Raw genomic sequence first — 13026 nt, 5'->3', positions numbered from 1 at the left:
TTCTGGGGGTATGAAGTCAGCGTCCTCGTCTGGTCGCGTCAGCGTTACAGAGCAACAATGAGCAGAGCAACAATGAAATGCCTGGCGTTCTTCCCTACCGCTCCAGCAGCGAGCTGCCCACAGCAGCAGGGACAAAGGCAGGAGCTGCCAAGCCTGGAGTGAGCAGATGAGGCCGCACCAGCGCCGCCAAGCCAGCAATGAACAGAGGGTCGGTATTTAAGGCGGGCACACGGCGAAAATCGGCAATCCCAGCTCGATGGGCCAGTTCCCGATACTCGATGTCAATCTCCTGCAGGGTCTCGATGTGCTCCGACACAAAGCTAATCGGCACCACCAGCAACTGTTTCACGCCTTGGGATCCCAACTCCAGGATGACCCGTTCGGTATAGGGTTGCAGCCACCGCACCGAACCCACCCGGCTTTGATAGGAGAGGGTGTGGTCATTGGGGCGTCCCACCTGCTTCCAGATCAGCCGCACGCAGGCTTCCATTTCCCGTTGGTAGGGATCCCCGGCCTCGGTGACATAGCTTTCGGGAATGCCATGGGCGCTGAACAGCACATGCACCCCTTCGGGCTCGGCAAATCCATCCAACTGTTCCCGAATTGCTCTGGCCATCGCCTGCACGTACTGAGGCTGATCGTACCAGGAGTAGATCTGGCAGCGCTCGATGCATGCCAGCTCCGGATCTTCAGCCCAGAGCCGATCCAGCAGCTTAAAGCTGGATCCCGTCGTGCTGATGGAATACTGCGGGTAGAGCGGCAGCACCACCAAGCGGGTGATCCCATCCGACTTGATCTGCTGCACCACCGACTCGATCAACGGATGCCAGTAGCGCATGGCAACATACACCGGCACGTCATAGCCCTCAGCCACCAGGTGGGCCTGCAGTTCTCGCGCTTGCTCAGCAGTAATGCGCCGCAAGGGGGATCCCCCCCCAATGGCCGCGTAGTTGCGGCGGGATTTTTCGGCCCGCAGTGTGGAGATGGCCCAGGCAAAGGCCCGCTGCAAGAAGGGAAACGGCAGCCGGATCAGCTCGGGATCGGCAAACAGATTGTAAAGAAAGGGCTGCACATCGGCCTGGGCCTCTGGCCCCCCCAAGTTCAGTAGGAGCATGCCGCTTTTGGACATAACAAGGCTCATTGCGTTGGCGGTGCGGAGCACCATGTTCTTCTTTATCCACTGTAGGGGCTCTTATCCCCCAGCGGGAAAGTGACCTTAAGTTTTTTTGCAGTCTTTCTCAGCTTTCCCCTCAGGAGAAACCACCCGCACCCAAACCTACAAGTCCAATCCGGAGACTCCGTCCCGCTGTCGCGAACAAAGTCCAAAAAGGGATCCCCACCCACTGCAGGGATCCCCGGCATCAACACCCCATTGCCGCTAAGGAGCAGAGCGCTGTCAGAACTCTTGACCGCGGTAAACCCGCTGCAGGGCCGGAGTGACGGGGTAGCGATCAATATCGGCCAGGCTCAACTTCAAGCGCAGCGTATTGAGGAGTTTCCAGTAGGGGGGCACAAAAGCCTTTTCAGGGATGGGTTGGACGGCAGGAGAGGGATCCCCAGGTCGGGCAACCGTCTCCATGGGGCAGCCGCGGTAGCGGAGCGGACGGGATCCGAGGTGAGCTGAGCGCAGATCTCGGCTGGGATCCACCGTCAAGCCGCGAAACTGGATCGCCCCCGGACGAGAGGCTTCCCGATAGCGCAGATAGCCTGCCCACACCTGGGCAATCCACTCCGGCAAAGCTTCGGGCCGAATGTGATAGCGCTCCGGCAACAGACGGTCGTTGAGAAAACCCATCAGCCCAGACCAAACTTGCCAGACAAAAGCTCCGACGATGCGAGCAGCGGGAGACGATGAAATCTTCATGGTGGAAGCTGAAAAATGTAGAGAACCTGAAAAACCGGTGATGCAGCCAGAATTTGCCGTTGATTATATCAGCCCAGATGCATCGGAGCGCTCACTCTGAACGTTTTGGCCTCCAGTTTTTCTGCTCACTGGAAAGCAGAAGCCAGCTTGCGGCCAAGCGCGTTGAGCCACCCAAATCCATCGACTACAATAGGCCCAAGGCTTGGGTGTTGCTTTCTCTTTCCGACCTGTAGCTTGCGGGGATCCCAGAAGCGCACCGACAAGCCAGCTCCAGTAACCATTGCACCTATGGGGATCGGCGGATTATGACCTGGCGCGGCGACATCACTCCCATCAATCGGCTGTGGGGATCCCTTCCCTACCTTTTGCCTTTGGTATCGGCTCTGCCCTTGGGCTTTTTGCCCTCTGGGTTGTTTCAATCTCTGCCAGGGCTGATCCCCATTTTTGCGCCTCTGTTTCGTCTGGTGCCCCTGGCCACGGGCTGGCTGGGAATGGGGGTGTTTTTGGCTCTGCTGTTCCTGGTGATCCGCAACACCCGCGTAGCCCATTTTGTTCGCTTCAACACCATCCAGGCGCTCTTGCTCAACATTGCCTTGTTCTTGGTGCAGGTGCTGATGCAGGCGTTTGGCATACTCTTCGGCAACCTTGGCCTGGCAGCGATGGTCAGCATTTTGGCCACCACGGCTCTCTTGGGGGTGATTGCCATCACCGTCTACGCCTGGGTGCAAAACATTCGCGGCCACTACGCCGAGGTGCCGGTGCTCTCTGATGCCGCCTATGCCTGGATTCGCTACTAGTTGTCAAGTCCCTGCGGGTCTGGTTGCCGATTTGCCGACCTCATCGGAGCCTAAGCCAACTCTTCAGCTCTCAAGGATTGTGGGAGGCCGGGGTGCCATCGGATTCGAGTTCTAGTCGCGCCAGCAGGACAGAGTCCTTTGTTGGGCAAGCCCTCACCCACCTGGACGCCTCTGGCCGAGCACAAATGGTGGAAGTGGGACACAAGCCCATGGTTGCCCGCTTGGCCACTGCCCAAGGACAGGTACGCATGTCAGAAACGACTTTGCAGACCATCTTGGCCGGTCAAGGGCCCAAAGGGAATGTGGTGGAAACAGCCCGGCTGGCCGGGATCATGGCTGCCAAGCGCACCGCCGATCTGATCCCGCTGTGTCATCCTCTCCCCTTGAGCAGCGTCACTGTGGATCTGGATCCGGATCCCCATCTGCCCGGCTTTCTGATCACCGCTACAGTAAAAACCAACGCCCAAACAGGGGTGGAGATGGAGGCTCTGACGGCTGTTTCCGTGGCCGCCCTCACCCTGTACGACATGGCCAAGGCCCTGGAAAAGACGATGGTGATCGAAAACATCCGGCTGTTGCGCAAGTATGGGGGGAAGTCTGGGCCCTTCGAGGTAGAGGATGGGGACAACGCCGAGAAATGCTAAAAGCGTTGTGCCAACCGGAGAGGGGTGTTGGGATAGGGTTGCTGGTGGGAGTCGTGGTGCTGCTCTGGCCCATGCTGCACCAGGGATATCCCATCACTCATTCCACCCACTTCAACCTCAGTTGGGCCTTTCAGTATCAGCGACAGTTTTTCAGCGGGCAGTTCTACCCCCGCTGGCTGGAGTATTCCAACTTCGGCTACGGCAATCCTACCTTTGCCTTTTACCCCCCTCTGTGCATGGTGGCCCCTCTGCCGTTTCGCCTGCTGGGGCTGGACATGCCCACCTCTTTGGTGGCCAGCATGGGCTTGGCAATGGCGGTCTTCGGGACAGGGCTGTATGCCCTTCTCCGGCAACTCATCCCCTGGGCTTGGGCTCTGGTTTTGGCTCTGGCGGGTATGGCCGGCCCCTATTGGCTGGTGGATATTTACCAACGGGGGGCAATGGGGGAAGTGTGGGCCATTGCTGTCTCTCCCTGGATTTTCTGGGCCTCAGTCCAGGTGATCTGCCGGCCCCAGTCCCTTTGGCCGATTGTGGCCTTAGCCATTAGCTACGGCCTGTTGGCCCTATCTCACTTGCCCACTTTGCTGGTCTTTACGCTAACTTGGCTGCCTCTGCCTTGGGTGCTGGGCCGCTGGGATCCCCTCTGGCCCAGGGTGGGGCGCTGCTACTTGGGGTTTGGGCTGGGGCTGGGGTGGACGGCGTTTTATCTGCTGCCAGCCTTTTGGGATCAGCGCTTTGTCCAGGTGGACTTCGTCAATTTCGTCGAAGAGTACATGCCCCAACATCGTTTGATGGTGAGTGGGCTGACCCGGCTCCAGCCACAACTGACGCAGCACTGGTTTGAGAGCGGCCTGGTGGGGTACTGGATCTGGATGGTGGCCGTTGTCTTGGGTGCTGGGATCCTGGTTTTCTGGGAATGGCTGGCCCGCAGGACAAGGGGGATGACCCCGATCCATTCCGTTCGCGCTGGCGAGACGGAGTCCCATGGTGCCTTAGAATCCTCTGCTCCCCTGGCCAAAGCCATCCTGCTCTACAGCTTGGGGGCCAGCTTGGTGGCCTTGCTGATGATGACGGATCTGCTGGGTTGGCTCTACGAGTGGGTTTTGCCCCTGCGCCGCATTCAGTTTTCTTGGCGCTGGATGGCGGTGACGGCGGTAACCGTGCCCTGGCTGTTGGGATCCCTGGCCGCCTGGGGGTGGGGGCAAAAGGGCTGGAGGATCCTCTTGATTGTGGGGATAGGTCTGGCCATGGGGATACAAAGCTGGCAGGGCTGGCAGGTCTTGTCCAGAGCCTGGTTTGACCCGCAAACCATCCAGACTTTTCAAGAGCTGTCTGCAGCCAAGCCATTTCCCAATGAGCCCCAGCAGCGACCGGGCATCGCTTTTCTTCACTGGCACTGGATCTTTCCCGATGGGCTGGCGCTGGTGGATGTGCTGGAGTACCGACCTCGCCAAGCAACCCTGCCCATGCCGCCCCCAGAGGTGGATCCGCTGCTGCGGTGGCAGGGGGACGTAGTGGATTTTGGACAAGAGCAAGGCAATCTGGAGCCACTGTTGGAAGTGGAGCAGTGGCGCTATGGCTACCGTCGTTTTCGGGCCGTTAACCCCACCGATCAGGATCAATGGGTAGTCCTGCGCACTTTTTACTACCCTGCTTGGCGGGTACAGGTGGATGGTCGCCTCACGTCTGCTGAGCACAGCGGAGTGGGGCTGTTGCAGGTGCGGATCCCACCAGGGGATCATCGCGTGCAGGTGCGCTATCTGGGTACTGCAGCCGAGTGGATGGGGTGGATCTTGACCGGCCTGACGGGGGTGCTGCTGGTGAAGGTGCGGCGGCTGCTCCGCCTGCTGGGTTTGAACGGAGCGCGGAGACAAGAAACTCCAGAGGAGGTAACAGCATGCTGAGTCGCGTGGCCGATTCCATCTACTGGCTCAACCGCTACGTGGAGCGCGCCGAGAACATCGCCCGCTTCATCGATGTCAATCTCAACCTCATCCTAGACTTGCCCAGCGGTCCCGCCCAGCAGTGGGATCCCATCGTCTACACCACCGGGGATCAGGAGCTGTTTTACCAGCGTTATGGCCAGGCGACCCAAGAAACGGTCATCCAGTTCCTGGCTTTTGATAGGGATTACCCCAACTCCATCCTTTCCTGTTTGCGGCTGGCGCGAGAAAATGCCCGTTCTGTGCGGGAGGTCATTTCTTCAGAAATGTGGGAGCGGGTCAACCGCTTTTATTTGATGGTCAAAGAAGCAGCTCAGCAAGGCCCCCACCTGAGTCAGCTCCACGATTTCTTCACGGAAGTGAAACTGGCCAGCCACCTATTCGCCGGGGTGATGGATGCCACCATGACCCACGGGGAAGGTTGGCACTTTGGCCAGATTGGCCGTCTTTTGGAGCGGGCGGACAAAACGGCGCGCATTTTGGATGTTAAGTATTTTATTTTGCTGCCCTCTCTGCAGTATGTGGGTACGGCTTTGGATGAGTTGCAGTGGATTGCTTTGCTGAAGTCGGCCAGTGCTTATGAAATGTACCGGAAATACAGCCGCCAGCACCGCATCAATCCCAGAGAGGTGGCCTCTTTCCTGATTTTGGATCGGCAATTTCCCCGCTCCATTCAGTTTTGTCTTATTCATGCGGATCGATCCCTGCACCAGATCACCGGCACCCCAGCCGATACTTGGCGGGATCCCAGCGAGCGAGCTTTGGGCCGCCTGCGTTCTGAGCTGGACTACCTGACCATCGACGACATTATGGAGCAGGGCTTACATGAGTTTCTCGACAAATTGCAGCTACAAATGAACCACGTTGGCGATTGCATCTACGAAACTTTCTTTGCCATTCGCCCCTTGCAACCGTCTGAATCCTCTCCCCTGCTGCAACGGCAGGCTTAGCTAAAATCCCTCACCCCTAGCCCCTCTCCTACAAGAGTTAGAAATTAATCTAACGAACGCTTCCACAGCTATCGACAATGAGCCAAATGTGTTGCTTATATCTCATTGCTATTGTGCAATGGATTGACAATGGTGAAACAGGAGCAAAGGGACGGGTTGATTTTCTGGATCCCTGGCTCCTCTCTTTTTCTGGGACTGGAGGCGGCGCGGAGCGCTGGGGCAGGTCTGGAATTGCCGCACCCCCGGTAGCAGTAGGATTGGGGAAATGGAAGCCGTTGCCAAGGGCGTTTGGAAAGTGGGGTTAGAGCAGCAGCCGAGAGGGATCGACCAGGCAGCCTTTATTGCCGCCAATGCCACACTGATCGGCGATGTCCATCTTTCGGAAGCGGTGAGCATCTGGTACGGGGCCATCTTGCGGGGGGATCTCTCGCCCATTGTCATTGGCCGCCGCAGCAACATCCAAGATGGAGCCATCCTGCACGGGGATCCCGGACAGCCGACCCTGGTTGGCGAGGAAGTGACCGTAGGCCATCGAGCGGTCATCCACAGTGCCCACATCGAGGGGGGATGTCTGATCGGGATTGGGGCCATTATCTTGAACGGGGTCACCATCGGGGCAGGCAGCATGGTGGGAGCTGGAGCAGTGGTCACCCGGTCTGTGCCACCCCACTCTTTGGCGGTAGGGATCCCGGCCAAGGTTATCCGCACCCTCACCGAGGAAGAGGTCGAGCAACTGCGCCTTCACGCTCAGCACTACGTGGATCTGGCGCTTCAACATGCCAGCCGCTTTGGCCGGTGGAGCAGAGGTTCGGGCGAGCGACTTTGAGCCTATTTTGCCAGCCGTCTCTCAACAGCCGGGATCCACACAGAGCACCCAGGTATCTTTGCTGCCGCCCCCCTGGGAGGAGTTCACCACCAGGGATCCCTTCTTGAGGGCGACGCGGGTCAGCCCCCCTGGGTGAACATAAATGTCCTTGCCATAGAGGATGTAGGGCCGCAAGTCCACATGACAGGGCTCCAGACAGGGGCCTTCTCCCCGATCCACCAAGGTGGGCACGCGAGAAAGGCACAGGGTGGGTTGGGCGATGTAGTTGCGCGGTTGGGCGCGGATTTTCTCGGCAAAAGCAGCCCGCTCTTCCGGTGTGGCCTGGGATCCCATCAACATGCCGTAGCCACCCGACTCGTTGGCTGCCTTCACCACCAGCTTGTCCAGGTTTTCCAGTACGTACGCCTGATCCTTAGGATCCCAGCAGAGGTAGGTGGGCACGTTGGGCAAAATGGCCTCTTCTCCCAGGTAGTAGCGGATCATCTGCGGCACATAGGCGTAGATCACCTTGTCGTCCGCCACCCCTGTTCCCAAAGCGTTGGCAATCGCCAGCCGCCCTGACCGATAAACCTCAAACAGGCCCGGAACCCCCAGTAGAGAATCGGGGCGAAAGGCCAGCGGATCGATGAAGTCGTCGTCGATACGGCGGTAGATCACATCCACCCGCTGCAGCCCCTTGGTGGTGCGCATTTGCAAATAGCCATCTGCCACCACCAGATCCCGTCCTTCCACCAGCTCCACCCCCATCTGCTGGGCGAGGAAAGAATGCTCGAAGTAGGCGGAGTTGTAGATGCCGGGGGTGAGCACCACCACCGTTGGATTGGCCAGTTGCGGCGGCGCCAGGTAGAGCAGAGTATCCAACAAGTGGCTGGGGTAATCGTCCACCGGGCGGATCCCCATTGTGTTGAACAGGGAGGGAAAGGTGCTTTTCATCACCCGCCGATTTTCCAGCACGTAGGAGATTCCCGACGGACAGCGCAGGTTGTCTTCCAGCACGTACCAAGTTCCGTCCCGATCCCGCACCAAGTCGGTGCCGGTGACGTGGCACCAAATTCTCCCCGGTGGGTTGAGCCCCACACAGGGCCGCAGAAATCCCTTGGCCGTCTCGATCAGCTCGGCAGGGATCACCCTATCCTTGAGGATTTTCTGGTCGTGATAAACATCGTCGATGAACAGGTTGAGGGCGTGGATGCGCTGCTTAAGGCCCTTCTCCAGCCGCTGCCACTCGGAAGCCGAGACGATACGGGGAATAATGTCAAAGGGGAAAATCCGCTCTGTGCCCTGGCTATCGCCATAGACGTTGAAGGTCACCCCCATTTGAAAGAGGGCCGCCTGCGCCGCCGCTTGCCGCTGCTGCAGTTCCCCTTCTTCCAGAGAATGAATGCGCTCAATCAACGGGATCGCCTCAGGACGGGGCTGGTTACGCCCCAAAAACAGCTCGTCGTAAAACCCCTCGCCCGGGTCGTAGGCATCAAAACGCACGTCTGGGATCCCTGGAACGCTATCATCTTCTTCTACTTCTTCTACTGTTGGCGGCTCTGGATCTGCATAGTGTGCTTTCAGCTACTTTTAGCCTGGTAAAAAGAAAGGACTCCGTCCCGCTGACGCGAAAGGACTCCGTCCCGCGAACAGTGGGTTGGCCAAACCAGGGGGGGAGCTCTAGGGATCCGCCACCTCAAAGGCCCATAGCCCCCGCTCGGCAGGGATCCGATGCAACTGCCCCTTGGGAAAGCGCCGTTGCAGCTCTGCCCCCTGCTGATCCCATACTGCCTCATTCGTGAACAGGGTAAACGGCGGTTCTAGGTCTTGGCCGGGCAACGTCTCTGGGGAAAAAACCTTCACCTCCTGCTCCGGCCCAGCAAAAAATTGAATCCAACTTTGCCAGTAGATAGGCTCTCCCCAGCTGAAATAGGGGTAGGCAGTGCTAGCCGCCAGATAGAAGCGGTAGTCGGGATCCCCTTGGCGAGCTGCCACATAGCGCCCGGTAGCCCCCACATCATTGCCTTGAGTCCAGCCCTTGAAGACAAAATCTCCGAAGATTGCCAAGTTCCATCCCCCAATCGCCAGGATCGCGCCCCCCATCGCCACCGCTAGCAACCAACCTCTTGCCTGAGATCCTGCCCACTCCAGAAGACCGCTCAGCGCCCGCAGGAGCACCTGGATCCCTTCTAGGGTGAGGTAGGCCACGAAGGGCAGAATGACCAGCAGGCGGGTGTAGTTGGGGGCTTTGGTGATGGCCAAGCTAAACAGCAGGTAGAGAAATAGGAAGCTGCCGATACAGAGCCAGTCGTGGGGCTGGCTGCGCTTCTTGAAAAGGCGGTAGAGGCCGGATCCCAGCCCCAGCCAGATCAAAGCCCCCGTCAAGGGATCCACAAAAGCATGGCCGTAGTTGGGATAGATGTAGCCGCGGTCGTGCTGGCCGGGGTCGTTGAACATACTCAGGCCGTTGAAGATGTTGCGCCAGACCGCCTCCTCTGGCGTAGCCGCATTCACCCACATCTGTTGTAACGCCCGCCCTTCCGGGAAAAAGAGAAATTGTTGGCGAGAGTACTCGGCGCTCACCGCAGGTGCTGTGACCGTGGCCACCAGAATGGGCCCAGCCACCAGAAAAAAGCCCAGCGCCGCGGGCACCGTCAGCTTAGCCAGGACCCAGAGGGGATTAGCTTGCTTGTTTTCTCCTCGGAGATCCTCCCGGCCCAGGAGCAGGTACAGAACTCCAAACAGCAACCCCAGCAGGATCACCACCCGCCCCGGCAAATAGCCGTAGAGGGAGAAAGCCGCCGCTCCTCCCCCCAGATAGAGCAACAGGGGGTTTTTCTCCCGCACCCCCTTCAAGATCAAGGCCAAGGCTGCACACTCTACCAAGACAATGAGGTTTTCCCGCATCGCCATACGGCTAATAGCCAGCAGGGCATGGTTGGATCCCAAGAGGGCTGCCCCGGCCAAGGCCAGACGGGATCCCCAAAATGCCCGAAAAAACCCGTAGGCCACCAGAATGGTGACGACCCCGAAGGCGGCATGTACCGTGCGCACATTGAGCAGCGTGACTCCCCCCATCAGCCGCGTCAGGCCGCCGAAGAGGCTGAACATGAAGCGGGGGAAATAGAAATACTCCGGCATCAGCCCAAAGATATCGGGATAGCGCACCCCTGAGGCGCGACGGGCCATGGAGGTGATCACAATCTCGTCAGTATTGATCTGAAAAGGGATGTTGGGCAGGTCGTAGAGGTAGATCGGGGCAAAGACCAACACCAACAGCCCCAGGTGCAACAGCTCCTGTTGCCAGCGCAGCCGCGTCGGATCCCAAGGGGGTTGAGCCGGGGAAAACTGCGCCCAATACAACCCCACCAGCAGGATGCTCAGCAGCCAGAGGCCAATCTGCAGCACGTGGTAGCCAAACACCCCGTACCAGAGGATCAGGGCTACCCCCAAGCCCAAGCCGGATCCCAGCAGGGGCAGATGCCGGGAGGTCATCACCCTATCCCAAACCGCCATAGAACCGATACGACTGGAATCAGGAACGAATCGATCCCTCTCAGCCTACCAGGCGCAAGATGCTCGACAAAACCAGAACTCAGTCAGCGCCCTCCCCCCTAGTCTTTCTCCCAAGGGGCGAGGGGAGATCAGAAAAGGTTGGAATCAAAACTTTGCCCCACCTGTTCTAGGGATCGCCAACAGGGATTCACAAAATCAATAACCCCGCATCGGCTCCGCCTCTGGCTCCAATTCCGGATCTATGAAGTTGGACGGATCGTAGAGGAAGCGGTTGACCTCGTCCTCAATGCGATAGATCTCGAAGGGCTCCAATTGTTTGCCAGTTCGCAAGGCCAGCAGGTAGCCATCCACCAGCAGACGTAGCTCATCGGTGCGCCGGTAGCCCCGCTGCCAGGTATCCACCAGAGCATCGGTCAAAGCCTGATAGTGCCGGATCAACTTTGGGTCTTGCAACATGGTGTTCCCTTGCCCTGCCTGTTTCTATCCTAACGTTTGGTGTCTCTTTGTAAGGGGTGATTGCAAACGGGATCCCGAAGCATCGTCTCTTCTTGGCTTCAAGCCATGGGCAGGTGCAGCCGCGAAGGCGTCTCGCCACCGCTGCGGAGAGTGATGGTGAGAATGCGGGCCTCAATCAGCCGCTCTTCCCGCATTCCCGTGCCTGTGTTGACAGGATAGGCCGGAAAACAAGCCGCGCTAAGGCTGAGGCGCAGAGCATGACCGCAAGGAATGCGAATACAGGTGGGCTGACAGGGAATCAGAATGGGGGTACTGGGCTGGGGATCCCGTAGGCGACAATAGCCTTGGGAAAAGTTATACACCTGCCCATCGGGCCTTACCACCGAGAGCACAGCGCAAAGATCGAAACTGGGGCTGTCGGCCTCCGCGTACACCTCCACAGCAATGTCCCCGACCAGAACCAGCTCGGCTTGCAGCGGCGGAGTGGTATAGGTCAGGACATCGGTGCGGCAGTCGAGGGCGGAGCGCTCTTGCGGCCCGGCAGGCTGAACTAGGTGGCCCCCCAAGGCCGGCACCGGTCGCCAGGGATCGTGAACAAAGGTATCCGATTGTTGCGTCGGCGAGGGTTCAGGGCGAAGGGATCCCTCTGCTTCTGAAAGGGCAGCCAAGCCGGTGCTGTGTAGGTAAAAAGCTTTTGGCTCAGGGGTAGGCCAAGCATCAAAGCCGCGCCAGCGGTTGGATCCCATCTCGAACAGGCGTACCGGCGGCTCCTGGAGGATCCCTGTATCTTTGCCTTTGAGGAACTGGTCAAACCAGCGCACCTGCAGGCAATCGATGGGGCTGACAGCCTCTGGGCCAAAGTCCAACGCCCCCACTTTGCGCCCCCAAGGGAGATGGATCCAAGGGCCGATGATCAGGTATTGAGGGTTCTGGCTGCGGGCGCTCATTTCCTTGTAGAGGCGCAGGCTACCACTCAGGTAGCTGTCAAACCAGCCGGCAATGTGTAGCATCGGCAGATCCACCACCTCTAGACGGGGAGAGAGCTTGCGCCAGTATTCATCCGGCTCGCTGTGCTCCAGCCAGTCGAAGTAATAGGACTGGGGGGCATACTGCTGCAACACCCCCGGCTTGAGGGGGATAGGGTCGTAGAGGGGGAGATTGCGGGCAGCTTTCAAAAGCGCTTGGTAGGCATTGGCATCCCCCCTGAGACGCGCCCCTTCGGTCTCCAGTTGCAAGGCCCAACTGAGGTTGTTGTAGAAGGCAAAGGCCCCCCCTGGGTAAGCGGCATCGGCATAGAGATCGTAAGGCAGCATCGCCGGGCAGATGGCCTTCAAGGCGCTGGGACGGGTAGAAGCCGCATACAGCTGGGTCATGCCCTGATAAGAGAAGCCGTACATGCCCACTACGCCGTTGCTCCCCGGCAAGGCAGCCGCCCAATTGACGGCGTCAAACCCGTCTTCCACCTCATGGCGGAAAGGGTAGAAGGATCCCTTGGAAGTTCCCCGTCCGCGCACATCCTGGATGACCACAATGTACCCCTGGGCCGCATACCACCTGGGATGGGCATACACCACCGTCGAGGCAATGGCCCGCCCATAGGGCTGCCGCATCAGCAAAACCGGGTAGCTCCCCTCCCCTTGCGGGCGATAGACATCCGCGTCCAGTTGGATCCCGTCGCGGGTGAACATGGAAACAGTTTCGCGGGGGCGAACGGGCAACATGGCCTGGGTTGGGCTAGCGGATCTTGCCAAAGGGATACCAACCAAGGACAACCTAAGGGATCCCTGGGTGGATTCTTCCTAAGATAAAACAGAAGCCCTTATGAGAGGGAGAAACTCCCACCAGAGTTTGAGCCCCTTCCCTGGTATTGCCCTTGATCTCCGGCCTGCTGGCGCAAACGCAGCCCCCTCCAGACCCCTCTTTTATGGCTTTTATGGATTTATGGAAACAGAGACCCTGGGAAAAGATTTGTCGGAGCATGCCTCTAACCCCCAAAACCCTGAACTTTGCTGAATTTACTGAGCTTTAGGCGGTTTGGCAAAAGTCATTGA

Annotated in this window: 11 protein-coding genes; 5 read left to right on the top strand and 6 right to left on the bottom strand. The window is 58.8% G+C overall.

Features of this window, described 5'->3' with window-relative positions; all coding sequences use genetic code 11:
* Nucleotides 1-94 precede the first annotated feature (94 nt).
* Together hemH and NW849_RS01175 are read right to left on the bottom strand one after the other, a co-directional pair.
* On the bottom strand, nt 95-1129 hold the full coding sequence (hemH, locus tag NW849_RS01180) for a ferrochelatase (protein ID WP_414355596.1): 1035 nt from the start codon (nt 1127-1129) through the stop codon (nt 95-97).
* 267 nt (nt 1130-1396) lie between these two features.
* Nucleotides 1397-1864 carry a hypothetical protein gene (locus tag NW849_RS01175; RefSeq protein WP_414355563.1) on the bottom strand — a complete coding sequence of 156 codons (468 nt, stop codon included), beginning with the start codon at nt 1862-1864 and terminating at the stop codon, nt 1397-1399.
* A gap of 305 nt (nt 1865-2169) precedes the next feature.
* Here NW849_RS01175 and NW849_RS01170 point away from each other — a divergent pair, with 305 nt between their 5' ends.
* The 5 genes from NW849_RS01170 to NW849_RS01150 all read left to right on the top strand — a co-directional run bounded on the left by NW849_RS01170 (nt 2170) and on the right by NW849_RS01150 (nt 7024).
* A complete protein-coding gene (locus tag NW849_RS01170) occupies nt 2170-2661 on the top strand; it encodes a Tic20 family protein (protein WP_414355562.1) in 492 nt (163 codons plus the stop codon).
* A gap of 92 nt (nt 2662-2753) precedes the next feature.
* Nucleotides 2754-3305 (top strand): cyclic pyranopterin monophosphate synthase MoaC, encoded by a 552-nt coding sequence (gene moaC, locus NW849_RS01165; RefSeq protein WP_414355561.1) that lies wholly within the window; start codon nt 2754-2756, stop codon nt 3303-3305.
* A gap of 44 nt (nt 3306-3349) precedes the next feature.
* Nucleotides 3350-5209, top strand: coding sequence for a hypothetical protein (locus NW849_RS01160; protein WP_414355595.1), 1860 nt, complete (start codon nt 3350-3352; stop codon nt 5207-5209).
* Nucleotides 5203-6198: an alpha-E domain-containing protein gene (locus NW849_RS01155; RefSeq protein WP_011429917.1), complete on the top strand. Its 996-nt coding sequence runs from the start codon at nt 5203-5205 to the stop codon at nt 6196-6198. Before NW849_RS01160 ends, NW849_RS01155 begins: the two co-directional genes overlap by 7 nt.
* Before the next feature lie 265 nt (nt 6199-6463).
* Complete coding sequence (locus NW849_RS01150) at nt 6464-7024, top strand: gamma carbonic anhydrase family protein (protein WP_414355560.1); 561 nt, start codon at nt 6464-6466, stop codon at nt 7022-7024.
* A gap of 21 nt (nt 7025-7045) precedes the next feature.
* On the opposite strand, the gene NW849_RS01145 is transcribed toward NW849_RS01150, so the two are convergent.
* From NW849_RS01145 to NW849_RS01130, 4 genes are all read right to left on the bottom strand, one after another.
* Nucleotides 7046-8506, bottom strand: a complete 1461-nt coding sequence (locus NW849_RS01145) for a circularly permuted type 2 ATP-grasp protein (protein WP_414355559.1) — start codon at nt 8504-8506, stop codon at nt 7046-7048.
* 177 nt (nt 8507-8683) lie between these two features.
* Nucleotides 8684-10498, bottom strand: a complete 1815-nt coding sequence (locus NW849_RS01140; RefSeq protein WP_414355558.1) for a glycosyltransferase family 39 protein — start codon at nt 10496-10498, stop codon at nt 8684-8686.
* Nucleotides 10499-10714: 216 nt separating this feature from the next.
* Entirely contained in the window at nt 10715-10975 is a 261-nt protein-coding gene (locus tag NW849_RS01135) for a DUF6761 family protein (RefSeq protein WP_011434405.1), read from the bottom strand.
* A gap of 98 nt (nt 10976-11073) precedes the next feature.
* Entirely contained in the window at nt 11074-12747 is a 1674-nt protein-coding gene (locus tag NW849_RS01130) for a CocE/NonD family hydrolase (protein ID WP_414355557.1), read from the bottom strand.
* Nucleotides 12748-13026: the final 279 nt, after the last annotated feature.

The sequence above is a fragment of the Synechococcus sp. R55.3 genome (genome assembly GCF_047461975.1).
GTDB lineage: Bacteria > Cyanobacteriota > Cyanobacteriia > Thermostichales > Thermostichaceae > Thermostichus.
The sequence above is the reverse complement of the archived record's forward strand: the minus strand, read 5'-3'. Positions and strand labels throughout refer to the sequence as shown.